General features: G+C 60.2%; 17 protein-coding genes. 15 read left to right on the top strand and 2 right to left on the bottom strand.

Going from position 1 to position 25,916, the window contains the following annotated elements; genetic code table 11:
* Positions 1 to 152 precede the first annotated feature (152 nt).
* Positions 153 to 803: an MBL fold metallo-hydrolase gene (locus SFUM_RS10130; protein ID WP_244148122.1), complete on the top strand. Its 651-nt coding sequence runs from the start codon at positions 153 to 155 to the stop codon at positions 801 to 803.
* Between the two features lie 472 nt (positions 804 to 1,275).
* Here the strand turns inward: SFUM_RS10130 and SFUM_RS10125 are convergent, their stop codons facing one another.
* Positions 1,276 to 1,806, bottom strand: coding sequence for a hypothetical protein (locus SFUM_RS10125; protein ID WP_011698812.1), 531 nt, complete (start codon positions 1,804 to 1,806; stop codon positions 1,276 to 1,278).
* 429 nt (positions 1,807 to 2,235) lie between these two features.
* Between SFUM_RS10125 and nuoE the strand changes: the two genes are divergently transcribed.
* The 6 genes from nuoE to rpe all read left to right on the top strand — a co-directional run bounded on the left by nuoE (position 2,236) and on the right by rpe (position 10,547).
* Entirely contained in the window at positions 2,236 to 2,727 is a 492-nt protein-coding gene (nuoE, locus tag SFUM_RS10120) for an NADH-quinone oxidoreductase subunit NuoE (protein WP_011698811.1), read from the top strand.
* Positions 2,728 to 2,734: 7 nt separating this feature from the next.
* Positions 2,735 to 4,000, top strand: a complete 1,266-nt coding sequence (locus tag SFUM_RS10115) for a complex I 51 kDa subunit family protein (protein ID WP_011698810.1) — start codon at positions 2,735 to 2,737, stop codon at positions 3,998 to 4,000.
* A gap of 77 nt (positions 4,001 to 4,077) precedes the next feature.
* The gene (gene nuoG, locus SFUM_RS21720; protein WP_011698809.1) at positions 4,078 to 6,534 is read left to right on the top strand and encodes an NADH-quinone oxidoreductase subunit NuoG; all 2,457 of its coding nucleotides are present in this window, start codon (positions 4,078 to 4,080) and stop codon (positions 6,532 to 6,534) included.
* A 232-nt stretch (positions 6,535 to 6,766) separates the two neighbouring features.
* Positions 6,767 to 7,732, top strand: coding sequence for an ROK family protein (locus tag SFUM_RS10105; protein WP_011698808.1), 966 nt, complete (start codon positions 6,767 to 6,769; stop codon positions 7,730 to 7,732).
* Positions 7,733 to 7,899: 167 nt separating this feature from the next.
* Positions 7,900 to 9,798, top strand: coding sequence for a phosphoglucose isomerase-related protein (locus SFUM_RS10100; RefSeq protein WP_011698807.1), 1,899 nt, complete (start codon positions 7,900 to 7,902; stop codon positions 9,796 to 9,798).
* 62 nt (positions 9,799 to 9,860) lie between these two features.
* A complete protein-coding gene (rpe, locus tag SFUM_RS10095; protein ID WP_041440272.1) occupies positions 9,861 to 10,547 on the top strand; it encodes a ribulose-phosphate 3-epimerase in 687 nt (228 codons plus the stop codon).
* A 210-nt stretch (positions 10,548 to 10,757) separates the two neighbouring features.
* Here rpe and SFUM_RS10090 read toward each other — a convergent pair whose 3' ends face one another.
* Complete coding sequence (locus tag SFUM_RS10090) at positions 10,758 to 11,096, bottom strand: EF-hand domain-containing protein (protein WP_011698805.1); 339 nt, start codon at positions 11,094 to 11,096, stop codon at positions 10,758 to 10,760.
* A 534-nt stretch (positions 11,097 to 11,630) separates the two neighbouring features.
* Between SFUM_RS10090 and SFUM_RS10085 the strand changes: the two genes are divergently transcribed.
* The 8 genes from SFUM_RS10085 (at position 11,631) to SFUM_RS10040 (ending at position 25,885) form a co-directional block, all read left to right on the top strand.
* On the top strand, positions 11,631 to 12,767 hold the full coding sequence (locus tag SFUM_RS10085; RefSeq protein WP_011698804.1) for a two-component system sensor histidine kinase NtrB: 1,137 nt from the start codon (positions 11,631 to 11,633) through the stop codon (positions 12,765 to 12,767).
* Positions 12,768 to 14,468: 1,701 nt separating this feature from the next.
* Complete coding sequence (locus tag SFUM_RS10075) at positions 14,469 to 18,770, top strand: RHS repeat-associated core domain-containing protein (protein WP_011698801.1); 4,302 nt, start codon at positions 14,469 to 14,471, stop codon at positions 18,768 to 18,770.
* A 20-nt stretch (positions 18,771 to 18,790) separates the two neighbouring features.
* A complete protein-coding gene (locus tag SFUM_RS10070; protein WP_041440268.1) occupies positions 18,791 to 19,042 on the top strand; it encodes a hypothetical protein in 252 nt (83 codons plus the stop codon).
* A gap of 340 nt (positions 19,043 to 19,382) precedes the next feature.
* Complete coding sequence (locus SFUM_RS23935) at positions 19,383 to 21,200, top strand: RHS repeat-associated core domain-containing protein (RefSeq protein ID WP_011698800.1); 1,818 nt, start codon at positions 19,383 to 19,385, stop codon at positions 21,198 to 21,200.
* Positions 21,197 to 21,448: a hypothetical protein gene (locus SFUM_RS10060; protein ID WP_150109474.1), complete on the top strand. Its 252-nt coding sequence runs from the start codon at positions 21,197 to 21,199 to the stop codon at positions 21,446 to 21,448. The genes SFUM_RS23935 and SFUM_RS10060 overlap by 4 nt, the downstream gene beginning before the upstream one ends.
* Positions 21,449 to 22,060: 612 nt before the next feature.
* Positions 22,061 to 22,381, top strand: coding sequence for an IS1182 family transposase (locus tag SFUM_RS10050; RefSeq protein WP_041440261.1), 321 nt, complete (start codon positions 22,061 to 22,063; stop codon positions 22,379 to 22,381).
* 733 nt (positions 22,382 to 23,114) lie between these two features.
* Positions 23,115 to 23,525 carry an NADH-quinone oxidoreductase subunit A gene (locus tag SFUM_RS10045; protein ID WP_011698798.1) on the top strand — a complete coding sequence of 137 codons (411 nt, stop codon included), beginning with the start codon at positions 23,115 to 23,117 and terminating at the stop codon, positions 23,523 to 23,525.
* Positions 23,522 to 25,885, top strand: coding sequence for an NADH-quinone oxidoreductase subunit B/C/D (locus SFUM_RS10040; RefSeq protein ID WP_011698797.1), 2,364 nt, complete (start codon positions 23,522 to 23,524; stop codon positions 25,883 to 25,885). The genes SFUM_RS10045 and SFUM_RS10040 overlap by 4 nt, the downstream gene beginning before the upstream one ends.
* The last annotated feature ends 31 nt before the right edge of the window (positions 25,886 to 25,916 follow it).

The following is a 25,916-nucleotide window of genomic DNA, read 5'->3' as shown; positions in this document are numbered from 1 at the left end:
GGAAAACGGGCCGGTGCTTCCGCCGATCGGTCTGCTGTTCACGGTTTTGTGCCGGGGGCGCGGCATTCGGCGGGATTCACGCGGGCGATCGCGTAAACGGAGAAAACGATTCTCACGGGCTGATGACGGAAAGGAACACACCATTGAAAATCATGGAAGGACTTCATGCGTTCATGTGGAATTCCATGAGCGCCAACAACTGCAACACCTACCTGATCGACGCCGGGGCCAGGGTGCTCATCGATCCGGGGCACCTGACGCTGTTCGAGCACGTGAACGCCGGCCTGAAGGAGCTCGACCTGGGACCCGGCGACATCGATCTGATCCTGTCGACTCACGTGCATCCGGATCACGTCGAGGCGGTCAAGTGGTTCAACGGGACTCCGGCTCTGTTTGCCGTCAACGAAGAGGACTGGCGGCTGTTCAGGGAAATGGCGATCTCTCTGGGCGCCGGCATGGATGTCGAAGCGTACGTGCCCGATTTCTTCCTTGCCGAAGGGGAACTGGACGTCAAGGGGTTGAAACTGGAGATCATTCACACTCCCGGCCATTCTCCCGGGTCCGTTTCGATCTATTGGCGGGAACGTAAGGTGCTCTTCACGGGCGACGTGATCTTCAAGGAGGGGCTGGGAAGGACGGATCTTCCCGGCGGAAACGGCGAACTGCTGAAGCGGAGCATCAAGCGGCTCTCGGAATTCGATGCGGAGTGGATGCTCGCGGGGCACGGGGACGTGGTGGCCGGGGCCGAGCGGGTGCGCAGGAATTTCGAGAACGTGGCCAGGTACTGGTTCAACTTCATCTGATACGAAGTTGCGTGCAAGATGGATCTTTCAAGCACAAAAGAGCGGGGGAATGATTCCCCCGCACCCCCCAAGTTTCGGCCACACGCGCAAGCGCGTGAGGCCGAGTGCTCGGCGCTGTCGGCGACCGGCCGAAGGCCGCCGCCGCAGCGCCACACGGAGCCGCGAAGCGGCGAGGGGGTGTGGGGGATATGTCCCCCACGCTTTTAGAGTATCATTTTGAACGCAATTATCCATCCCCCCTGCGACACCCGCGAAGCATGAAGACAGGCTCACCCGGGAGTCTATCTTCCACATAGCTCGGTCTGCGACGGGTATACCGGCCGGGGTCGACATTCATGGCTGCCGGAACCTGCGAGGCGTGCATGCGCGGCGATTGCGCGAGGGAGCACCGAATCCTGTTGCGGAGCATCCCTCGAGTTCCCCAAAAAAATCCGGAGGACGAGCAGAGCCGGGAATTCCTGAGACCGGGCGGTCAGCGCTTTGCCGCGGCGATTTCACGGCCCAGCTTCTCGACAACCTTCTCCCTGAGCGCCTCCTTTTCCCCGGCCCAATCGCTGTCCGCATCGAGGTTGGGCACGACGGCCGACCCCGAGACTTTGCACGCATCCAACAACAGCATCTTGACGTGATCGATGCGATCCCGGGTCATGGACGCAAGGGTGGCGGCGTACTCGTCCAGGAGGGACTCGATTACGCCGGTGTCCACCGCACAGACTTCGGACAGGAGCGCGAGCAATTGCCGGTTGTCCCGGTCGGGATCGAGGCGCCGGGCGATTTCATCGCACAGGATGTCGCCGTTCAGGGCAGGCACCGTCTCCCGCAGGCTCTGCAGTTCTTTTCGGAAACCTTCAATGGGCAGCAAACCATCCAGGTATCTTCCCGTCAATCCGGAGAAGCGTTGCCTGAATTCAGTCAGCGCCTGTTCGCGCTTCTCGTCTTCGGTCAGGGTCAGATTCCTGGTTCGTTCCATCACCAGGTCCAGAGTGCTCTTGATTTCGGCCATAGGGATTCCGATTCAATTTGTTCAATGTATTCAAAAAGTTGTCAGTGTTCTCGCAAGGTGGTCGAAGAAACGTGATGCAGTTCCGCTGTAACATGTCAGGCGAGGTTTTTCAAGCTCGCGGAAGGTGAAAGAACGCTTTCCCGAGCATGAACGGAAGACCGCGGGACCGTTGCCCCCCCGATCGACTGGGAATGCCGCTCCTGGAAGGCTTTCTTGACTTTCAATGCCAAGGTCTTAGATTTTTCACACTGTGGTTGAAACGAGAGGTCGCTTTGAAGGCGTGATCGCAACGCGGGTCCGCTCCAGGCTCGTCGGCGATTTCGTGGAGGGGGGGAAGAACATCGTCCCATTTCCGGGGCTTGGGTGTTTGGGCCCGAGGGGCCCAATTTGCGCCCGTTTGGATCTTGCTTTGAAGGATTTCAAGCGCAGATGATCCCTGAAGAAATGAGAAGCGCTCTGGCGCGAAAAGCGGCGTCGGCGGAAAGTCCCCGGGAACAGGCCATCGATGTCATGTTCGAATTGCAGGACCACTACGGGTACATGACCGATGAAGCCATGGAGGAGGCGGCCGGGATTCTCGGAATGACGACCCTGGAGCTCGAAGAGCTGGCCACCTTCTATGACCATATTTACCGCAGCCCCGTGGGCAGGTACGTCATCCACGTCTGCGACAGCGCCGTCTGCTGGATGGAGGGGTACCAAAGGATCATCGATTACCTTTGCCAACGGCTTAAGCTCACCGTGGGCGGCACATCGCCCGACGGCCTCTTCACCCTGCTTCCCGTTTGCTGCATCGGGTATTGTGACAGGGCTCCCGCCATGATGATCAATCGGAATGTCTACGGTCGGCTGACCCGCGAAAAGATCGACAGGATACTCGACCGGCTGATCGAGCACTCGCAATTTCACGAAATGGAATAATCGACCCATGTATCCCCAGGTACTCTTTCGGAATCGCAAGCCCGATCGCATCGTCACTCTCGACGAATATCGGGCCGGGGGCGGTTACCGGGCATTGGGAGACGTCCTGCGCAAGCGGAGCGCCGGGGAGGTCTGCCGGGTGGTGGACGAGGCCGGCCTGCGGGGTCGGGGAGGAGCGGGTTTCCCGGCGTCCAAGAAATGGGAGTCCGTTCCGGCGGACGGGGCCTACCCGCGCTACCTGGTCGCCAATTCGGATGAGATGGAACCCGGAACCTTCAAGGACCGGGTGCTGATCCATGCCGACCCTCACACCATCATCGAGGGAATGATCCTTGCCGGGTACGCCATTGGAGCCTCCAAGGCGTTTTTGTTCGTGAGGCCCTCTTACGAGAGCAGTGCGGCGATCATGGAAAGAGAGCTGCGGATTGCGAGGGAGGCGGGGTATCTCGGCAGGAACATCCTCGGAACGGATTATTCCCTGGATATCGTCGTGCATCGCAGCGGCGGGCGCTACATCTGCGGCGAGGCCAGCGCCCTGCTGAATGCCGTCATGGGGAAACGGCCGAACCCCCAACGGCCGCCTCCGTATCCGACGGTCAAAGGGCTCTGGGAACGTCCCACGGTGGTGAACAACGTGGAAACCCTGGCCAACGTGCCCCATATACTGAGAAACGGCCCGGAATGGTTTCGCGGCCTGTCCCGGTCGAAGACTCCGGGAACCAAGCTGTTTTGCATCAGCGGCAAGGTGAGCCGGCCCGGGTGCGTGGAACTGCCCATGGGGACCCGGTTGAACGAAATCATCGAAGAACATGCGGGAGGCATGGCGCCCGGGTCCGAGTTCAAGGCCTGTCTTCCCGGAGGCGCTTCGACCTACTTCCTGACCAGGGACAACCTCCACGCGGGAATGGATTTCGACGGCATGGCCGCCGTGAAGAACCGGCTCGGCACGGGAGCCGTCATAGTCTTCGACCGGAAGACCTGCCTCGTGGGGGCCACTCTGAATCTGATGCGTTTCTTCGCCCGCGAATCCTGCGGGTGGTGCACGCCGTGCCGCGAAGGCCTGCCGTACATGCGGGACTTGCTGGAGCGTATCGAAGAAGGGGAGGGGCGGGAAGAATACATCCCGATGCTGCGGCTCATGTCCAGGCAGGTCTGGAACTCATACTGCGCGCTCGCTCCCGGAGCGGCCTCGCCCGTGGAGAGCCTGCTCGATCACTTTGCCGACGAGGTGCACGAGCACATCAGTCAGAAGCGGTGCCCGTTCAAGGATTGAAGCATCTCAACGGGGGGGGGAAGGGCGCGTGATGTCGTTCGGGTTCTCATCCCGCGCCGCGGGGTTCGAGGAAAACCATGCCAAGCTTGATCATAGACGACCTCGAAATCGAAGTCCCGCAAGGGACGAAGGTCATTGAAGCGGCCGAGCGACTGGGCATCATGATCCCTCGATTCTGCTACCACCACGCGCTGGGATCGGCGGGGGCCTGCAGGATGTGCGCGGTGAAATTCCTCCAGGGCCCGTTCAAGGGAGTCCAGATGAGCTGCATGATCGAGGCTCAGGACGGCATGGTGGTTTCCACGACGGACGAGGAGGCGGTAAGCTTCCGCAAACAGGTGATCGAATGGCTCATGCTGAATCACCCTCACGACTGTCCCGTCTGCGACGAAGGCGGGCAGTGTCTGCTGCAGGATGAAACGGCATCGAGCGGCCACGGCATTCGCCGGTACGCGGGCCGGAAACGCACCTACCGCGACCAGTATCTCGGGGCCTTCATCGCGCATGAAATGAACCGCTGCATCCACTGCACCCGTTGCGTTCGTTTCTACCAGGACTACACGGGCTACCGGGATCTCGGAACGATGGGGATCGCCTCTCACGTTTACTTCGGACGCTACGGGGACGGGCCCCTGGAGAGCCCGTTTGCCGGTAACCTCGTGGAACTTTGCCCCACGGGGGTCTACACGGACAAGCCTTCCCGCTACAAGGTCCGACACTGGGACCTGGAACGGTCCCCTTCCGTTTGCATTCACTGCTCGCTGGGATGCAACACCGTTGCCGCCGCCAGGTACCGTGAGATCATGCGCGTCGAACCGCGTTTCAACGAAGCGGTCAACGGTTATTTCATCTGCGACCGCGGGCGCTATGGCCTGGCATATGTGAACCATGTGGAACGGCCTCGCGGGGCCGTGGTCGATGGTGTTGAAACCGACTGTGAAACCGCCGTTCGGGCCGCATCCGAGCGGTTGTCGGCGATCTGCGCGGAGGCCGGTTCCGATGCGGCAGCGGTGCTCGGGTCGGCACGGAACAGCCTGGAGACCCAGGTCCGGTTGGAACGCCTGGTGAAACGCAAAGGCTGGAGGGCGCCGCGCTACTTTGTCGATCCGGGTCTCGCTCACCGGGTGGAGCGGGCTGTTGCCGGTTTGAGTGACCGGACGGCGGTGTCGCTCCGCGAGATTGAAACCGCCGACGTCATCCTGGCAGTGGGCGTGGACCCGGTCAATGAGGCCCCCATGCTGGCACTCGCAATGCGGCAGGCACGGCGCAGGGAGGCTTTCGTCACGGTGGTCGATCCGCGTCCCGTGTCGCTGCCCTTTGCCTTCGAGCACATCGCGATGCATCCGGACGATATCGACCGATTTCTGGACGCGCTGACAGAACTGATGCGGGACCCGGCACAAAAGCCCGTGAGCGGTGCGAGGGCGGTGGGCAAGGCGGATTCGATTGCGGTGCCGGCCGGAAAGCTTGCGGGTGGCGGTTTTCCCGTCATCGTCTGCGGTACGGCCGTCACTCGCGAGACGACCCCGGATCGTGCAGCCGGCCTTGCGGACGCAATCCTGGAACGGGGGAGCAGGACCGGCCTGTTTTACGTCCTTCCCGGTCCGAACGCTTTCGGGGCCGCACTCTGGGCGCCGGCGCGGCAGAGGTCTTTTTCGGAAACGCTCGAAGGAATTGAAAACGGTGCGATCAAAGGGCTCCTGGCGGTCGAGGCGGACCCGCTCCGGGAGTTTCCGGACCGGCCGCGCCTGGAACGGGCGCTGAAAAAGCTCGAACTGCTGGTCGCGGTGGACTGCCTGCCTTCTGAAATCCTTCGGTTGGCTCACATCGTCATCCCTTCATCGACGCTGTTCGAATCGGGCGGCAGTTACGTCAACCAGGAAGGGCGGGTCCAGTACGCCGAGCCGGTCTACAGGGGAGGTGTTCCCATCGGTCAGGCGGGCGGCGGGAGTCATCCCCCGCGAGCTTATGGAGTGGGCGTCCCGGGGGCGGAGCCGCGGTCGGCGCCGCTGATCCTGGCCGCTCTTGCCGGGGACGCCGACGCATCGCCGGCGGATCGCTCCCGGCCCGACGTCCCGTTCCGGGAAATCGCGGACGAATGTCCCGCTCTTGCCGTAATCGGGCAATCCTATCCGGTGGACGGCATTCGCGTTGTGCCCGCCAAAGCGGGGGCCGAAAACCCGACGGCGCAAGTCGCCCGGTACGAGACCGCCCGGCGAGATGACGTTCTCGAGCTCATACTCGCCGACATGACTTTCGGCAGCGAAGAGCTCTCGCACTACTCGCACATCACGCAACAGGTCGAACCTCAGCCTCACGCCGTCATGCACGCGGCGGATGCCGCCGCGGCGGGCCTCTCGGACGGTGACCGCATCCGACTGAACTTTGCCGGCGGTCCCGTTGAGATCGACCTCATGATTTCGACCACCGTGGCGCAGGGAGTGCTGATCGTGCCCAGGCACAGGGATGTCGACTGGCGCCGGATCGGGAGCTTCCGGGCGACGATCCCCCTTAGCGCCGTCGAGAAGGTCTGAAACCGGATCGTGGGTGACGCGCGGAACTTCACTTGCGAGGAACTCCTGTTCTTCCGAGCCATCATGATATTCCATTTCGGATCCGACTGTAATACTGTGAGCGCAATGCGGGCATTTCCGTCCGCCGTCTTTCGGTCGCGGCGTCCGCGGGCAAGCCGCGGAGCTTGTCGTTGCCGGTGCGCCGAAGCATTTCTCGCCGCGACCGCGCATAACGGAATGGGAGGTTGTTCGGATGTCGTCGAAAAGGTATGCCGTCGGTGTGGATCTCGGCGGCACCAAGATCGCCGTGGCACTGGTGGACGATCGGGGAGAGGTGCTCAAGCACGCCCGATACCTGACGTTTGTGAGGGAGGGGCCGGAGGCCGTCAGGGACCAGATCATCGGTGCCGTGAAGGAAATACGCAAGGGAACGAAAACTCGCCCGGCAGGTATCGGCATCGGCGTGGCAGGGCAGATCGCCCGTGACGACGGGATGGTCAGGTTCGCGCCCAACCTGGGCTGGCGAAACATTCCACTGGGCGAGCAGCTTCGCGCGATCACGCGGCTTCGCGTGGTGGTGGTCAACGATGTTCGGGCGGCTGCCGCGGGCGAGTGGGCGTTCGGCGCCGGCAAGGATTGCGGGGATCTGATCTGCATGTTTGTCGGGACGGGCATCGGCGGCGGGATTGTGGCGCAGGGGCGGATGCTCCACGGATGCGGTAACTCGGCCGGGGAAATCGGCCATGTGGTGGTCGACATGAACGGTCCGCTGTGCCATTGCGGCAGGCGGGGATGCATGGAGGCGCTGGCCGGAGGCTGGGCGATCGCACAGAAAGCCCGGGATGCCATTCTTCTCGATCCCGCCCTGGGGACTCCGCTTCTCAGGCTGGCCAAAGGGCAGATCAACAATGTCACGACCGAGCTTGTGGCGACGGCCTTCCGCATGGGGGATCCCCTGGCGCGGCAGCTCATCGACCGCGCCGCCGAGGCGCTCAGCGTGGGGGCGGTCAGCCTGGTGAACGCCTTCAACCCGTGCCGGCTGATTCTTGGCGGCGGCGTCGTCAACGGTCTGCCGGAGCTGATCGAGCGCGTGAGGGAGGGAATCCGCCATCACGCGTTGGTCACGGCCGCCGAATCCGTAACGGTGGTTCCGGCAAGCCTCGGGGATGATGCGGGGGTTATCGGGGCGGCCGTTTTGGCCATGCAATCACCGGCCTGAACGATGCGCCCGGGAGAAAATTCCGTTGCTTCCGCTCGGGCGTACCGGAAAACCGCGCGACCGGTTCCTTGAAACTGTGTCCCGGAGGGAATATGATGGGCGGACCATGTCGCAGGTGCCCGCTCCGATGGGCTGTCCGGACGGAAACGACGGAGCGATGATTCCTCATGCTCCGTTGCCGGTCGGCGAAGGGCGGGTACGGTTCCACCGTGCCCACGACCGAGCCCGCGGCGCGGCGGGCGACGGTTTTTCAGGTTGCGCCGCGCGATGCCGGTCATGGTGAGTTGCGCGCAACCCGGTTGCAGTTGCCGAGCGGCAGTCAAGACGACACGATGAGCGAGGAAACGATGACCAAGAAAGTGTCGGATCTCTACCCGGTGAATGCCTTTCTCGGCGGGCACGCGGCTGAAATCCAGGCGAGGATCGAGGCCCTGGAAAAGGATCGTTTTGCTTCCCGTTTCTGGCGCAAAGACCCCGATCTGTGGAAATCGGATCCCGAGAACCGGAAGTCGATCGCGAATTCCATGGGCTGGATCGATCTTCCCGACAAAATAAGCCTTCATGCCCCGGCACTCGCCGAATTCGCGCGCGACCTGAGAATCTGCCGTTTCAAGCACGTGGTTCACATGGGCATGGGCGGCAGCAGTCTTGCCCCTCTCGCATTCCGGGAAATCTTCGAACCCGGCGCGGAGGGGCTGGCTCTGACCGTGCTGGATTCGACCTCCCCTTCGACCATCCTGGAGATTGAACGTCGGCTGCCCATGGCGGAAACCTTTTTCATCGAGGCGAGCAAATCCGGCGCAACCGTGGAAAGCCGGTCGCTCGGCGAATACTTCCATGCCCGGATGAGAGCCGTGAAAGGGAAAGGTGCGGGGGTACATTTCGCGGTCGTCACCGATCCCGGGTCCGTCCTGGTGAAGCTGGCGGAGGAAAGAAACTATCGCGGCACCTTTCTGAATTTCGCAGACATCGGTGGGCGCTACTCGGCCCTGTCCTTTTTCGGATTGGTGCCGGCGGCGCTGATGGGGCTGGATGTCGAGGAAATTCTCGCCCGCGGCCTGTCCATGATGGAAGCGTGCGGGCCGGACGTTCCCGTGAAGAAAAATCCCGGCATGACCCTGGGCGTGGTGATGGGAGAAATGGCCCTGCGCGGCCGCAACAAACTCACCGTGATCGCTTCCGAATCACTCTCGGCCCTCGGCATGTGGCTCGAGCAACTGATCGCCGAAAGCACCGGAAAGGAAGGCAAGGGTATTGTCCCAGTCGTCGGCGAACCGCTCGGCGATCCTGCGGTGTACGACGATGACCGGTTGTTCGTGGTCCTTTGCCTTGAAGACGAGGTGGACGGGGTCCTCGAATCTCGAATCGACGCCTTGCGGAAGGCGGGGCACCCGGTGATCGTCGTCCCGATGGCCGACCGGCTGGATCTGGGCCGGGAATTTTTCCGCTGGGAGATTGCGACCGCGACCGCCGGGGCGATCCTGGGGATCAACCCTTTCGATCAACCCAGCGTGCAGGAAAGCAAGGACATCACGAAGCGGTTCCTGGAGCAGGTGCGCGACGAGGGCTGCCTGGTCGAGGGCAAGATTGAATTGGGGGATGGTCCCCTGCAGTTTTACGGGATTGCGCCGGGCGCGGCTTCCGCGGGGCAGGCGTTGTCCCGGTTTCTGAAGGGAGCCCGAAGCGGCGATTACCTGGCCTTTCTCGCTTATCTGCCTGAAGCCTCCGGTGTCGAGCCGGGCCTGCGGAATCTGCGCGGCCTGGTGAGGGACCGGCTGAAGCTGGCCACAACTTTGGGCTTCGGCCCCAGGTATCTCCATTCCACGGGGCAGCTGCATAAGGGGGGGCCGAATACCGGGGTGTTCCTGCTGATCACCTGCGACGACCCGGAAGACGCCCCGATTCCGGGGCAGCCATACACGTTCGGGGTATTGAGACGGGCCCAGGCGCTGGGCGATTTCGAAGCCCTGGCAAAGCACGGTCGGCGCGTGCTGCGGGTGCACATCGCCGGAAATCCGGTCAAGGGCCTGGCGGCCCTCGAGAAAGCGTTCAGAGAGGCGCTTTGACGGTGATGTGGATAGACGGTGCGTGACCCGGCGGTGGGAAAAACGGGAGAAGCTGAGACGTGATGACGGAATTTCCGGAATCGGAGCGCAAGAGAAAGAGCAAGCTTTCCGCGTCGATCCTGTCGGCGGATTTCGGGAAGCTTGCGGAAGAAGTCAAGGCGGTGGAACGAGCGGGAACGGATTGGATTCACGTGGACGTTATGGACGGCCATTTCGTGCCCAACATCACCATCGGTCCCGATGTGGTGAAGGCCATCCGCGGCGTCACCGCCCTGCCGCTCGACGTTCACCTCATGATCGAAAAGCCGGAGCGGTACATCGAGGCTTTCATCCGGGCGGGGGCCCACTACCTCGGGGTTCACGCCGAAGTCTCCCCGCATCTGCACCGCACGGTTCAACGCATTCGCGAGCTGGGGGCCAGGCCCGTGGTGACCCTCAACCCTTCCACCCCCCTTTGCGCCGTCGAAGACGTCCTCGGCGACATTGACATGGTGCTTCTCATGACCGTCAACCCGGGGTTCGGAGGGCAGAAATTCATTCCTTCCATGCTTCCCAAGATACGCCGATGCCGGGAAATGATCGATGAGTCGCGGCTCCCGGTGCTGCTCGAAGTGGACGGAGGAGTGAACCGGGGCACGATCGACGACCTGGTGGATGCGGGAGTGGACGTCTTTGTGGCCGGTTCGGCGGTTTTTGCCGGGAACGACTACGCCCGGAACGTCAATGGTCTGGTGGAGCGCATGCGCTAGGCGGGTACTGCGGGGGGGGGCCGAAGGCACGGGGCTATGGGCTCCCGGCATGACGCCGCGCCGGGTGTGGCGCGGCTCGTCGCGGGCTGTGGTCTTTATTCCGAAGACAAGCCTTGACGGCGCTACGGCTCCCTTTAAATGAAAACGCTCCAACAAGAATCCGCCTTCGGGAAAAACCCCCGAAGGCGGTGGTCAACGACGGGCTGAAGATTACTGGGGCATTGGCCCTCTGCCTCCGCCTTTACCCCTTGCCCCGGGGCCTGCGCCCGAGCAGAATTCTTCTCTCGTCAGGGTGCCGTCCTTGTTGCCGTCCCTGTTTGCGAAGTTCTGTTCCGCATTCCCGCGCCGATGAGGTACCGCCATGAACTCGTCCTTGCTCACCATTCCATCGTGATTGGTATCCAGCTTGTCGAACCGTTCCGAACACCTCATCATGGGCCGCTGAGCGGATTGTGCCTGGGTGCTCTGAGCCGCGGCCAAACCGGTCCAAAACACGGTGAGTGCGATCAACAGCGCCATACCCAGTGCCGTCCGTCTTGATGCTTTCATGTTCCACTCCTTTGCTGACGTTCGAGCCTTCATCCCGAATGCGCCCGGCATGCGGGGCTCTCGCTTCGTGTCGGTGTTTGGTCCGGCCGGGTTGTCGGAGAAAACGTACGGACGGGAGCGCAGCGCAGAACTGGGGTTCCGCTTCGGGATGGTCCACGGTCTGACTCCAATCTAGACACTGCCCGTTCGATGTCAATCGGGGATACGACTGGTGCGGATCGGACCGGTTTCCCGCGTTCTCCCCCCGGGTGACTCTCCGCTGTGAGGGCTCAGTCTGAATGTCGGCGGCCTTCCCCCGGTGGAAAACGGAGGAAATCCCGTCCGGAGCGACGCTTTTTGTGGATTCCGCCGCGTGCAAGGGCGAAAATGGCGTATGGGCTGAGTCCGCTCAAAGCCGCGGCACGCGCATGTCGGAAGTCTTGCCGTTCCATTCACCGACAGCGGACGTTCCACGGGAACGTCGCTGCCGTTTGTTATGCAATCAAATAGCCAAAGACGAGGGACGTTCCACGGGAACGTCGAGGAAGGTGGCCAATGAAACTCATCGAGGCATGCTGCACTCACGGGGAACTCTGGGAGATCATTCTCTCTTCCATCAAGGAAGCGATCATCCTTTCGGACACGGCGGGACGCGTGCTGAGCGCAAGCCCCGCCGTGGAAAGGATTCTGGGGTATAAGCCCCATGAGCTCGAAGGCGAGGACCTCTCCCTTCTTTTCACCTCCGAAGACGTTTCGTGCCTGTGTCCCAACATCCTTCACCTGGCCGTGAAGCATCGACGGTTCGACGGGGAGCTCATGCTGGTTCGCAAGGACGGGTCGCGGTTCGTCTGTTCGATGTCGGTCGAGCGCCACGTCGACCCGGAAGAAGGGAAGGAGATTCTGCTGTTCTGTGTCGAGGACGTGGAGAAGCGCAGGGAATTGGAGCGGACCGCCGCCGGAAGCCATTACCAGGACCTGATCAAGATCGCGAACGGGATCGCTCACGAGATCAGGAACCCCCTGGTCAGCCTGGGAGGTTTTCTGAACCGGATCTACAAGACCCACTCCGGGGATGATGAACTGATGAAATACCATGACATTTCCATGAGAAGTCTCAGGCGCATCGAAAACCTGATCGCCAAAGTCGAGCTCTTCGCCAGGCTCCCCACGCCTCAACTGGAGGAGACCGTCATTCGGGATTTGATCGAAGAACTGGCAAAATCCTACGAGGACGAGCTGAGAAAACGCAAGATCGAGCTGCATCTGACAGTCGACGATGCAGTGCTTCTTGTCGACCGGAACCTGATCGCCAAGGCGCTTGCCATTATCATCGAGAACGCGATCCAGGTGTTGCCCGGAGGCGGGCGGATAGAAATCCTGTCGAGGAGCATGTCCGATCAATACGAGTTGAGCGTCATCGACAACGGCCCGGGAATATCCGCGGACGATCTGCCCTATGTTTTCAATCCCTTTTTCAGTACCAGACCGGACGGGGTGGGAATCGACCTGGCAGTGGTCCGGCGGGTTGCGGAAACCCACGGCGGATGCGTCGGGGTCATTTCGAGCCCGGGTGAGGGGGCGACCTTCTATCTGAGGCTGCCCGTCGAGAGGCGTCGATCCATCCGCACGATGCGCCTTTCCGAAGACCACGGGGTCAAACCTACACTTTTCACTTTTCACAAATCTCCATGAACCGGGGGCTCACAACGAAGAATCAGGAACTCCCGGACTGATGATATCATCACCTCACACGAATGGTCATTCCCTGCGGGCACGCTTGAACGATGAAGAGCGGCCCCGCCGCTAAGTCGCCCGAAACCTCCCGATTCTATTTTCCATGTATTTTGCCGGTTGTCCGGTCGATAGGTTCCGGAAGCCTCAGGGACGGACCTGCGGGACCGAAGCATCGCGCCTGCGGGACCGAAGGGGGGCGGGTTGAAGGAAACGATGGTTCCTCCGGACTCCTGCCGCGCCTGGAAGGACATTCGTGAATTCAATATTCCATCCGATCCGAGATTCAGAGAAGAGAGATAAATCAGATCCAGTCAAGCGGATTAGCATCTAAGTTGCGTTATTTGATTGGAGGCAATCATAAAGGCCAAGTCAAGACGAACCATAATCTCACTCATTTTCTTGATAATATTTTCAACATTCAATGGAGTCATATAAATGAGTAAATGACAAAGACTGTCCATTGTGTCATAAGAAATACATTAGAATTTTTTAACAAAAATCTTAAAAAAACGTGTTGACATTGCCATGCTATTCTGTATCGTAGCCATCTAATGACTTATGAGTCATAGAGTGCCAGTCATAGAGTGCCAGTCATAGAGTGCCAGTCATAGAGTGCCAGTCATAGAGTGCCAGTCATAGAGTGCCAGTCATAGAGTGCCAGTCATAGAGTGCCAGTCATAGAGTGCCAGTCATAGAGTGCCAGTCTCAACCGAGTGTTTTCCGATCAGCAGCAAAAGGAGCGATCATGTTCAAGCCGGGACGATTCAACGGAAGTCTATTACTGCTCGCTTTCGCCATCAGTCTTTTCCTGAGCGCAGGTGGGGTGCGGCTTGCCGTGGCACAACCCTGCAACGGGATAGGTCAAAGTGTGCCGGGAGAAGTCAATATCCAGCCTCAGTGGGAACCTGCGATCATCCCACCGACTGAGAACCTTTCCAGCGAGGGTTGTCTGCTGGTTGGCACTCACAATTTCACTCCATCTGGCGGATCACCCCCATACACATGGCAAGTGGATGTGGGTACCGTGGAATACGAGGTTGATCCGGAAACCGGCACTTTGAATCTCACGGTCGATGAGAGCGATTGTGGCGCCGTCCACGTTAACCTCTTTGATGGTATGGGACGAAAGGTCTCCACATCTGCCTGCATAGACCTGAACAGCCAGTGGGTAAGAACCGGCGCACAGGGGTGTTGTGACTGGGGCAGTGTGTGTGCCGTCTGCGTCGACGGTGCCTTCAGGTACGAAGTCTGGATAGCTTCTCCGGGGATGTGCGGAAGTACCGCTACCTGCGGTTTGAGTTCCCCCTGCTCGGCTTGTCAGCCCACCGGTAAGGATTTCGTGGGGTGGATAAAGATTTGGACGAGGACATGCAAGTGAAAAGCCCCCGGCATTTCCGGAAGAGCAAATCGACAGTGATGGCGTGGAAGGCTGCAGGAATGATTTCACGAACTCTTGCGAAACACAGAGGGTCATGAGCACTCACGCACGAGCCTTGTCGGGAACGGGCCAAGCTCGCACTGAATCATGATTTGGTTGATGGTTATGTCGCTCATTTAATTAAGGCATCGTATCCAGCTTGTTCCGGTGTTCTTGCGCGCGGCTGAATTTGAAGCCGGTTCGGCACAGATTCTTCTTTCCTGGCGGAGAAGGAGCCAACGATGGCAAATAAGATATTTCGCAGATCGGCACGGTTTTTCCTGTGTGTGTTTGTACTCTCATGCCCTCTCGTCTGGGCCGGTTTGCCCGTCGCGCCCGGCCTCAATTCTCCGGGAAACGACACTTGGGTCCCGTTAACGGAAACCGCTCGAATCGAAACCGCCTCGGCGGCGCGCTGTCTATTGGCCGCCCACGCCGGCGGCAAGGGCGCAACCGGGCTTTCCCCGAGCCCGGGGCACGGCGAAGCGCTGAGCGCCAAGCCGGCCCTGGAAGACCTCGACTACGGGGTGGACACCGAAGCGTTCTTTCCCGGCGGAGACGTGCTGGGGGGGACGGTGAGCATCCTCACCGGAAACGCCGTGGAGACGGCGGCCGATCTTGCCTACCCCTCCGCCCACCGCTTGGGGCTGACCTTCGGGAGGACTTACAACAGCCGGGCCGAAACCTCGGGGATCCTCGGCACCGGGTGGACCCACACCTACGGGGCGAGCCTGACGCCTCCCGTCTCCCCCGACCCCTATCTCAAGGTCGTCGACTCCACGGGCCGTGCCAGGTATTTCACCGAGGAGAGCGCCGGGGTCTACAGGGGCGCCTTCAACGATCACACCAAAGTGCTCGTTCTCGTGAACGGCAATTACGCCTGGTACCCGCTGGACGGCACGATATTCATTTTCTCTCCCACGGGTTTGCTGCTCCACATCCAGGACATCGCGGGAAACCGGCTGAGCCTCACCCACGACGCCCAGAACCGCCCGTCCACGGTGAGCGATCCATCCACGGGCCGAGCACTCACCTTCAGCTACAACGGTTCCGGGCTGCTCGAAACCATCACCGGGCCGCTTCCCAACACGACCTCGACGGGGACCGTCGCGACCTTCACCTACGATGCAAATTCCAACCTCACTTCCGTGCTCTATGCGGACAACTCGGGGTTCACTTACGAGTATGCCGACGCCAACGACGTGCACAACCTGACCCTCACGCAAAACAAGGCCAACCATACCCTGTTCGAATGGACCTACGACGCCCAGGACCGGTGCGCCTGGCATCGGAGCCGGCGCGCCAGGGGATCGTTTTCCGTGAGTTACGTGAGCGACACCCAGGTGGACGTGACGGATCCGTACAATTGGGTGCGCTCCTACACCGTCGCAACGGTTGCGGGGAGAAAGCGCGTGACGGCGGTGGTGAATCCGGCCTACCCCGGCGACCCTGATAAGGCCGCCAACGCCCCGTATGCGGCAAGCAACGCCCTTGCCTGGACCTATGATGCGAGCACGGGAAACCTCACGGACGCGACCTTCCCCAGGGGAGTCGTCAACCAGTTTCGGAACTTCATCGTGCGGGGCTATCCTCAGACGGTGATTCTGGCGGCGGGGAGCGCGCAGCCCCGCACCATCGCCTACACCTGGCATCCGAGCATGAACGTGGTGCTCACCCGCACCGAAGCCAGTGTGCTGGGAGCGGGCAACAAGGAGACGATCTTCGATTACGACGATCCGGCGGCCGCGGGTGACGACCCGGCCGTCTACAACGAGAGCCCCACGAAGTTGCTCTACCGCAAGATCGAGAAAGGCTACCGCAAGACGGTGGCGGGAACCGTGGCGTCCTACGAATACGTTACGGCCCTGACCTACAACGCCGGGGGACAGGTGCTCACCATCGACGGGCCGCGTTCGGGAACCGGCGACACGACGACCTTTGCCTACGATGCGACGACGAACGATCTCTTGTCCGTTACCCGGCCGCTCGTTGGGGCCACGGTGTTTTCCAACTTCGACGCCGCGGGGAACCCGCGAAAGCTGACCGACGTCAACGCCCAGGAACAAACCTTCGTCTACGACAGCCGGGGAAGGATAAAAGAAATCCACAACACGGCCGACTCGAGCGTGCGCACCGTGACGTACAACGTCGCGGGGCTTCCCGCGACGCGAACGGACGAGGACGGGGTCAACGAGTCCCACACCTACGACAACACCTACGGGCAGCCCCGGCGGGTGACCGATCACGAGGGTAATTATGTAAAGACCATTTTCAACGCGGCGGGCAATCTCACGAGCGTGCAGCACCTCACGGCCGCCGATGAAATCACCAGGGAGAGGACCTGGAGCTATTCGGGTTCGGACTATCCGGGGCTTCTTTTCAAGGAATACGAAGCCGACGGCGTCACCCACACCCGCACCCAGTACGACGCCTCGGGCAACGTGCGATCCGTTGTCGATCCCAACGGGAACCAGACCGACTACGCTTACGACGCGTTCAACCGGGTGATTTCCATCACCCGGCCCGGGAATGCCGTGACCCATTTCGAATATGACTCACAGGGGAACCTCGCCAAGGTGGTCGATCCGGAAGGCGATCCGGCCAATCCCGCCCTTGGCCACACCACCACCACCACCTACGACGACATGGGGAACCTCATCGGGGTCGGTTCCCCGGATTCCGGGACCACGACTTACGGGTACCGGCCGGAGGGGACCATCTGGTGGAGGATAGACGCGAGAAACATCCAAACGACCTATTCGAACGACGCCCTCTACCGGATCAACCAGGCGAGCTACCCGGCCGTGGGGGATCTTGCCGCCTACACCGTGACGTACTCGCACGACCAGCGCGCAAACGGCAAGGGGCATCTGACCACCGTCACGGATCCTTCCGGCACCACCCTTTTAAACTACGACGCCCGGGGAAGGCTCAAGGAGAAGAAATCCACCGTTTCGGGGTTTCAATTCACCCTCTCGCGCACGTTTTCCCCCGCGGGCCGAGTGAACCAGCTGACCTATCCGAGCGGCAGGACGGTGACTTACAGCCGCGCGGGTTGCGGATGCAAGCTCACCGGGGTGAGCACGACCTACGGGGCCGAATCGGCCACGACCATCCTCGAGAACCTCAGCTACCAGCCCTTCGGCCAGGCCACCGGCATGGGCTGGGGAAACGCCGGGAGCGTGGTGAGCGAATACGATCTCAACGGGCGTCTCACCACGGCAAATCGCGGCGCTCCCATGCAGCGCGACTTCACCTATTACCCCAACGGGCAGCTTCACACCGTCGCGGGCACGGCCTCCACGCCGTGGGTGAACCGCGTCTACGCCTACGATACCCTGGACCGGCTGAGCCTTGCCGAGCGCCCGCAGCTGACCAAAGCCTACGACTTCGACTCCGCGGGAAACCGGCTGCACACCATCGTTGACGCCTCGGTGAGCGAAACTTACGCCTACGCTGCCGGAACGAACCGCCTGAGCGCCGTCGCGGCCGCGCAGGGCAAAACCTTCGACTATGACGCCAACGGGAACACGATCCTCATCGCCTCGGGAACGAACCGGGTTTTCACCTACAACCAGGAAAACCGTTTGATCGGCGTCGCCGAAGACGGGAACCCGTTAGGCACCTACGTCTACAACGGGTTCGGCCAGAGGGCGGCAAAGACCGCGGGAGGGGTCGCGACGCTCTATATCTACGATTTTAGCGGGAACCTCGTCTGCGAGGCCGAGGGAACCGGCGGCGGCATTCAAAAGGAGTACATCCACCACGGGAGGAGCCGCCTTGCGATGGCCGATCCCGGCGCCGGGGCCGTTTGTTCGGGGAACACCAAGGTGTGCGTGTACTTTACCCACAACGACCTCCTGGGAACGCCCGAGTTCATGACCGATTCCACCAACACCGCGGTCTGGGAAGCCGCCTACGACGCCTTCGGCGAAGCGACGATCCATCCCGCTTCCACCGTCGTCAACAACTTCCGTTTCCCGGGCCAGTACTACGATGCCGAGACGGGCTTGCATTACAATTGGCACCGGTACTATGATCCCAAAACCGGAAGGTACATGACCCCTGATCCCATCGGGCTTGCAGGGGGGATCAATCCTTACACTTATGCGGAAAACGACCCGATCAATTTCATTGATCTCTACGGACTCTGGCGGTTTCCCGACTATGTATCAATTAACTTTAATATAGCAATCCCAACCCCGTGGACAGCCACATTGCTTGGAGGCACCGCACAGGTAGCTTTGGATAGATATGGTAATTTTTACGCGGGGCCCGGTGGAACTGTTGGAAAAGCGGCAACAGTTTTTTCTCTTAGCGCGACAGTAGGATGGTTGGATACAAGCGAAAAGCCCTGCGAAAAGACATTGGATAATTTCTTGTCTGGTCATAGCTTCAACGCTGGTGCGGGATTCTGGGGGGGCGGCGGGGAAACATGGACCCCTGGTGTCGGCACCGGCACGGAGGTCGGCTTTGTATCCCCTCAAGCTGGGGCAAGTTACCATTACTCTTGGAAAGTAACAAAATTCGGATTCGGGTGGTAAGATAAGGAGTTGAGAATCCAATGAAAAATGAACTGGGTACTTTGATGATCGCCTCAACTTTCTTATTGGGCGGGGTAGCGTGCTTCTTTTTCCCAGATAAAATTCAGACGGCAGCCCTTAAATACTTCGCCCGATACCCATCAGCTGCCAGACTCAACCCATTTCTTGAGTGGATGAAGAGTCACAGCTATATTATTTCTCTGCGGATTGTCGGATTCATTGGAATAGCAGTATTTTTTCTAACTCTAATAGCTTTCGCTAGAGGAAGGTGAACAGTATCGGTTACGGGGTCAAACCTACACTTTTCACTTTTACACCCGAATCGACGACCGGAGCTGTCGAAGGGGTTGGCGGTCAGTTCTGCGAACACTGCAATTCCTGGCTGTCCCGACAGAAATCGATATTCTCTCCTGGGCGCCAAGGGGCTGTTTTCTGTGAGCTGCGTGAGCGGCAGCCAGGCGGATGTGGCGGATTCCTGCAATCGGATTTGCTCTTACGCCGTCACAAAGGTTGCCGGCAAAAGGCGCGTAACCACCGTGGCGAATCCCCTCCTGGCCGGGCGATCCGGCCAATCCCGCCCTTGGGCACACCACCACGTACACGTACGACGACATGGGGAACCTCATCGGGGTCGGTTCCGCGGATTCCGGGACCACCACGTACGGGTACCGGGCGGAAGGGACCCTGGTGTGGAGGATCGATGCACGAGGCATCCGCACGGACTACACCAGCGACCTTCTCTACCGGATCAAGGAGGCGAGCTACCCGGCCGTGGGGGATCTTGGCGCCTACACGGTGAGCTACACCTACGACCAGCGCGCAAACGGCAAGGGGCATCCGACCACCGTCACGGATCCTTCCGGCACTACCCTCTTGAACTACGACGCCAGGGGAAGGCTCAAGGAGAAGAAATCCACCGTTTCGGGGTTTCAATTCACCCTCTCGCGCACGTTTTCCCCCGCGGGCCGAGTGAACCAGCTGACCTATCCGAGCGGCAGGACGGTGACCTACAGCCGCGCGGGTTGCGGATGCAAGCTCACCGGGGTGAGCACGACCTACGGGGCCGAATCGGCCACGACCATCCTCGAGAACCTCACCTACCAGCCTTTCGGCCAGGCCACCGGCATGGGCTGGGGAAACGCCGGGAGCGTGGTGAGCGAATACGATCTCAACGGGCGTCTCACCGCGGCAAATCGCGGCGCCTCCATGCAGCGCGACTTCACCTACTACCCCAACGGGCAGCTTCACACGATCGCGGGCACGGCCTCCACTCCGTGGGTGAACCGCGTCTACGCCTACGACACCTTGGACCGGCTGAGCCTTGCCGAGCGCCCGCAGCTGACAAAAGCCTACGACTTCGACTCCGCGGAAAACCAGCTTCACACCATCGTTGACGCCTCGGTGAGCGAAACTTACGCCTACGCTGCCGGAACGAACCGCCTGAGCGCCGTCGCGACCGCGCAAGGCAAAACCTTCGACTATGACGCCAACGGGAACACGATCCTTATCGCCTCGGGAACGAACCGGGTTTTCACCTACAACCAGGAAAACCGTTTGATCGGAGTCTCCGAAGACGGAAACCCCTTAGGCACCTACGTCTACAACGGGTTCGCCCAGAGGGCGGCAAAGACGGCGGGAGGGGTCGCGACGCTCTATCTCTACGATTTTAGCGGGAACCTCGTCTGCGAGGCCGAGGGAACCGGCGGCGGCATTCAAAAGGAGTACATCCACCACGGAAGGAGCCGCCTTGCGATGGCCGATCCCGGCGCCGGGGCCGTTTGTTCGGGGAACACCAAGGTGTGCGTGTACTTCACTCACAACGACCTCCTGGGAACGCCCGAGCTCATGACCGATTCCACCAACACCGCGGTCTGGGAAGCCGCCTACGACGGCTTCGGCGAAGCGACGATCCATCCCGCCTCCACCGTCGTCAACAACTTCCGCTTCCCGGGTCAGTACTACGATGCCGAGACGGGCTTGCATTACAACCGGCACCGGTACTATGATCCAAAAACCGGGAGGTACATGACCCCTGACCCGATAGGATTAGCAGGCGGGATCAATCCGTATGTTTACACGGAGAATGATCCTATCAACAAGATCGATCTGGCAGGTGAGAACACCATTGCGATCGGTGCTGGGGCTGGCAGCTTTATTGGTGGTCCCCCAGGAGCAGTTATCGGTGCGGCCATTGGTGCAGGGATTGGTGTGGCCGCAGGATATGCCATATCGGAGCCATGTAAAGAAGATGACCTCGAACGAAAGTGTGAAGAAAATTTGACAAGGGACTTGGCCACCTGTTCAGCGCTTGGCAAGAGAGATGGAAAAACAGCGTATGCAATATGTGAACGTCAAGCGTACGCACGTTATGCCCGTTGCTTACAGGGAAGCGATATAACGCCACCACTCCCACCATGGGGTACAAAATGACAAAACAAAAAAGAGCTGTGATGATAGGTTTGGAAAGATCTGCTAATTCCAAACTTAAAATCACTATGGATGATCTAATTCAAATAAGTGATAAACCGTCAAAATGGATAAAAGATGTTATTATTACATTTAAGGAATATGATGATAGCATTTTTGAAGAACTTGATTTTACTGAAAAAGACTTAGCAGATTTTGGTTACAGCATAATTGCTAGACTTTATGCATTCTATAAGCAAGGTGAGATCTGAAAGTAAGCTATAGATCAATATATATACTTCATCCAAATAGATAAGTTCAAAATGGTCACACTTCGTGGATTAATCGGTCAGATCTACACTTTTCACTTTTAACAATTACTCATGATGCTGTGTGTATTCCCGCGGCGAATCGTGCAGCACCGCGTGCACGAGCATGTGGTCGCGGGACCGGGGGAAGAACGGAGAGTGGACTACGGGGTCACCCATTTAAAAGGCTGGGGTCAAGAGTAAAAACCTCCCCCAAGGCAAGGAAGACACCATTTTGCGAAAAACGATCCAGGCCGAGTTTGCCTCTTGGGGCGGACCGCCTTTCGCTCATTGCTTTCCTGCTATGTGCAATCGTCACCAACATCCTCGCAGCTCCCGCAGTTTCCTTGGGTTTTCGCGGTCAGTTTCTGCCGCACCAGTCACCCATCAGGATTAGGGTCGTTTCGGAAAGAATTCCTGTGTTCTCGACCCGTTCCGCCCGAGGCGGACCAGAAAATCTTCGGTTCCATGCCATGTCCAAACGATTTTTCAAACAGGAGTTTCGGAGCATCGACTGACTAGGAGCGTGTCGGAGAATTCGCATTGGAAGCCATTTTATGGTATCATGGCTCCACTATGGAAAAGATGTTCAAATCCTGCGACCGAAAGCAACTGCTGCTGCTCCCACCCTCGTTGCTGGACTGGCTCCCCGAGGGACACTTGGCCCACTTCATTTTGGATGTGGTCGAGCAGCTGGACCTCTCGGAACTGTACGCCTCCTACAAGGGAGACGGTCGGGGTCAACCCCCGTATGAACCCGGAATGATGACCGCGCTTCTCTTCTATGCTTATTGCACAGGGTTTCCCAGTTCCCGTCAGATCGAGAAGAGAACCCATGAAGACGTTGCCTTCCGGGTGATTGCTGCCAACCGGCACCCGGATCATGACTCCATCTGAGTGGACTACGGGGTCAAACCTACACTTTTCACAAAACCCGCTTCTCACAAATTGCCGTGAGCGCGGGTCCGCAACGGAACATGAAAATCCTTCAGGCCGAGGGTATTCTCACAGAAATCGTCATTCCCCGCGGGCACGCTTGAACGATGAAGAGCGGTTCAGCCGCGGCGTCGCCCGAAGCCTCCCGATTCAATGTTCCATTTGGCCGCCTTGAGGGATGAAGCCCCTTTTATTGCGTGCACCGCGAATCAGGTCGTTTACTACAAGCCGTTTCAGTCTTAACTTGGCCGGTAAACGGCAAGACTGATACCGGGGCGCGTTCAAGATGACACAACACCTGCCCATCGGGAGGTGGCGCGGGCGGGGATAAACCCAGCCCTTACGGACCGATGTGCACGTCAGACGTAGAAAAGGGGTGGACTTTATGCCCTCCCGCCCAATGCCGGCATTTTCAACGCGACCCGGTCTCACGCCACGGAGCAACGCCGCAACGAATGAGTTGGTGGAAAAGAGGGGAGTCGTGCCCCGGCGCGCGACGGGGTGAGATCGTCCGGTCGAGCGGCTTTGCGTCTGCCTGCGGAAGTCGGCCGACGCAAGCAGGAGGCTTTCGTCGCGCCGTGGCGTCGTTGCGTGAGGTAATACGACGCCCGGGTTGAGCCGCGAAATCATGCGCATTGGCGGAATGCGGCCCGGCGGACCGGGCGTGGATGCTCGATGGAGCTGTGGAGAAGGCATGCAACCCATATCCCCCGATGGATCGCTGTCGCCCTGGGAACCGGGCATGTTCAGCCTGGCGGTCTACGCCGTGCTGGTGGCGGCTTTCGTGGCCGTCCAGTTGTTCGTCGCGTGGTGGCTGGGAGAACGAAAGCCCGGCGTCGAAAAGGCCCGGCCTTACGAATGCGGTATCATTCCCACCGGGTCGGCGCGCCTGCGCTACCCCGTTCCATTTTACCTGGTGGCGATCTTTTTCCTGATTTTCGATATGGAAGGCGCCTACATCCTGACCTGGGCCGTCGCCTTCGAGGAACTGGGCTGGGCGGGATGGCTGCAGATGTCTTTTTTCATCGGCTTGTTGCTGGTCGGGCTGGTGTACGTCTGGAAAAAGGGAGGGCTTGATTGGAGGCCGTCGTACGGGAAAAAATGAGCGACCGTTTTCTGAGCGCGGCGGACTTCGTGCTCAACTGGTCGCGCAAATACAGCCTTTGGCCGCTGTTTTTCGGGCTTTCCTGCTGTTTTGTCGAGGAGGCGACAGCCTTCACGCCGCGCTACGACATGGCCCGGTTCGGCGCCGAGGTGTTGCGTCCTTCACCCAGGCAGGCCGATCTCCTGATCGTCTCCGGAACGGTGTTCAAGAAGATCGCTCCGGTCGTCCTGCGCCTTTACGAACAGATGGCGGAGCCCAAATGGGTGATCTCCATGGGGTCCTGTTCCAACTGCGGGGGCATGTACGACGTTTACAGCGTGGTGCAGGGAATCGACCAGATTTTGCCCGTGGACGTTTACATCCCCGGTTGTCCGCCAAGGCCCGAGGCGGTACTGCAGGGGCTCACGCTTCTTCAGAAGAAGATCGCCGCCGAGGAGCGGCCGGCCCGTTCGGTGCTGCATCTGCCGGGAGGTTCCCAGGGGAGCACTCGCCCCGTATTGGTGGATGGTGCGACCAAATCCCGCGACCCGCGAGGTCCCGGGATGGAAGGGACGGTCATCCGCGGAACGGCCAACACCCCCCCGGCCTTCACGGGAAGCCGCTCCGATCTCATGTGGACGCCGCCCGCGCGGCGCATCGAATCGAGCGAAAGGGAAAAGGAACTGGCCCGCGTGCTTAGCGAGCGCTTCGGCGATGCGGTCCGCGAAGAGCCATTCACCTCGGACATGCCCACGTTCCACGTCGAGACGAACCGCCTGAAGGATGTGTTGGGTTTTCTCAAGAAGGAGGCTTCACCGAGGTTCCTTCGCCTGGATGACCTCACGGCCGTCGACGAGTCCGCCCGACGCGACCGGAGCGCTTATCCCGACTGGACGATGGTCTATCACCTCCTTTCCTTCGAGCCCGCGGGGAGAGTGCGCCTCAAGACGGGTCTCCACGGCCGGCAGCCGGCCTTGCCGAGCATTACGGACATCTGGCCGTCCGCGAACTGGTACGAACGGGAAGTGTACGATCTTTTCGGGATTCGTTTCGAGGGGCATCCGAACCTGCGCCGGATCATGATGCCCCACGACTGGGAAGGGCATCCCCTGAGAAAGGACTATCCCGGACGGGCCACGCAGATGGCTCCGTATACCCTGGGCGATGCCCGGGTTCATCAGCCTCCGGACGGAGGAATATTCACAAAAGACCCCGGAGGGGACCGGCTCGTGCTCAACATCGGTCCCAGCCATGTCAGCACACACGGCTTGCTGCGCTACGTCGTGTCGCTCGACGGGGAGGAAATTTCCGATCTCGAGCTGGAGATCGGCTACCATCATCGCGGCGTGGAGAAGATCGGAGAGCGCCAGACCTGGCACCAGTTCATCCCTTACTGCGCGCGGGTGGACTACCTGGCCGGGGCCGCCAACGATCTCCCCTACGTGATGGCCGTGGAAACGCTTGCGGACATCAAGGTTCCCGAACGCGCCCAGGTCATCCGGGTGCTGCTCAGCGAGCTGTTCCGGTTGAGCAATCACTTGGTCTGGTTCGCCACCTATGCCCATGACGTCGGCGCCATGACCCCCAATTTCTATACGTTCACCGAACGGGAGATGATTCTCGACATCGTTGAGCTCATCACCGGGGGGAGGCTCCATCCTTCCTGGTTCCGGCTTGGGGGCGTCGCGGCGGACCTGCCGGAGGGTTGGAAGGAAGCCGTGGACGCTCTGGTGAGGATCTTTCCGGGCCGCCTCCGGGAATACGAGAGCCTCATCCGGAAAAACCCCATCTTCAAGGCCAGGACGCAGGGCGTGGGGCGGATTTCCCGCGAGGATGCCGTGGACTGGGGGGTGAGCGGGCCGAACCTGAGGGCCTGCGGTCTCGAGTGGGATCTTCGCAGGAAGTTCCCCTATTCGGGTTATGAGAATTTCGAGTTCGAGGTTCCCACGGCGGTCGAAGGAGACTGCTATGCGCGCTACCTGGTGCGGGTCGAGGAGATGCGCCAGAGCCTGAGGATCATCGAGCAGGCGGCGGCGAACATGCCTTCCGGTCGTCATGTGACGGACGATTACCGTTACGTGATTCCCGACCGCCGGGATACGTTGAAGAACATCGAAAGCCTGATCCATCATTTCGTCAACGTCACCCGCGGGCCGAGAATCCCGAAGGGTGAAGCCTATGTGTCCTGCGAGATTCCGCGGGGCGAGCAGGGGTACTACGTGGTCGGCGACGGCCTCGGATACGCGTACCGCATGCGGATTCGAGGGCCGGGGTTCGCAAACGTCCAGGTGATGCCGCTCCTGGCCAGGGGGGAAAGCATCGCGGACCTCATCGCGATCATCGGGTCGGTCGACTACATCCTGCCCGACATCGATCGGTGAGGCGGCGCTTGGAATGACGGTAATCCGACGG

The organism is Syntrophobacter fumaroxidans MPOB (genome assembly GCF_000014965.1).
GTDB classification, from domain to species: domain Bacteria; phylum Desulfobacterota; class Syntrophobacteria; order Syntrophobacterales; family Syntrophobacteraceae; genus Syntrophobacter; species Syntrophobacter fumaroxidans.
This window is presented reverse-complemented; position numbering and strand designations above follow the sequence as displayed.

Coding starts and splice junctions, on each gene's coding strand:
- SFUM_RS10130 (WP_244148122.1), top strand. CDS start 153: ATGGAAGGACTTCATGCGTTCATGTGGAATTCCATGAGCGCCAACAAC.
- SFUM_RS10125 (WP_011698812.1), bottom strand. CDS start 1,806: ATGGCCGAAATCAAGAGCACTCTGGACCTGGTGATGGAACGAACCAGG.
- nuoE (WP_011698811.1), top strand. CDS start 2,236: ATGATCCCTGAAGAAATGAGAAGCGCTCTGGCGCGAAAAGCGGCGTCG.
- SFUM_RS10115 (WP_011698810.1), top strand. CDS start 2,735: ATGTATCCCCAGGTACTCTTTCGGAATCGCAAGCCCGATCGCATCGTC.
- nuoG (WP_011698809.1), top strand. CDS start 4,078: ATGCCAAGCTTGATCATAGACGACCTCGAAATCGAAGTCCCGCAAGGG.
- SFUM_RS10105 (WP_011698808.1), top strand. CDS start 6,767: ATGTCGTCGAAAAGGTATGCCGTCGGTGTGGATCTCGGCGGCACCAAG.
- SFUM_RS10100 (WP_011698807.1), top strand. CDS start 7,900: ATGCTCCGTTGCCGGTCGGCGAAGGGCGGGTACGGTTCCACCGTGCCC.
- rpe (WP_041440272.1), top strand. CDS start 9,861: ATGACGGAATTTCCGGAATCGGAGCGCAAGAGAAAGAGCAAGCTTTCC.
- SFUM_RS10090 (WP_011698805.1), bottom strand. CDS start 11,096: ATGAAAGCATCAAGACGGACGGCACTGGGTATGGCGCTGTTGATCGCA.
- SFUM_RS10085 (WP_011698804.1), top strand. CDS start 11,631: ATGAAACTCATCGAGGCATGCTGCACTCACGGGGAACTCTGGGAGATC.
- SFUM_RS10075 (WP_011698801.1), top strand. CDS start 14,469: ATGGCAAATAAGATATTTCGCAGATCGGCACGGTTTTTCCTGTGTGTG.
- SFUM_RS10070 (WP_041440268.1), top strand. CDS start 18,791: ATGAAAAATGAACTGGGTACTTTGATGATCGCCTCAACTTTCTTATTG.
- SFUM_RS23935 (WP_011698800.1), top strand. CDS start 19,383: ATGGGGAACCTCATCGGGGTCGGTTCCGCGGATTCCGGGACCACCACG.
- SFUM_RS10060 (WP_150109474.1), top strand. CDS start 21,197: ATGACAAAACAAAAAAGAGCTGTGATGATAGGTTTGGAAAGATCTGCT.
- SFUM_RS10050 (WP_041440261.1), top strand. CDS start 22,061: ATGGAAAAGATGTTCAAATCCTGCGACCGAAAGCAACTGCTGCTGCTC.
- SFUM_RS10045 (WP_011698798.1), top strand. CDS start 23,115: ATGCAACCCATATCCCCCGATGGATCGCTGTCGCCCTGGGAACCGGGC.
- SFUM_RS10040 (WP_011698797.1), top strand. CDS start 23,522: ATGAGCGACCGTTTTCTGAGCGCGGCGGACTTCGTGCTCAACTGGTCG.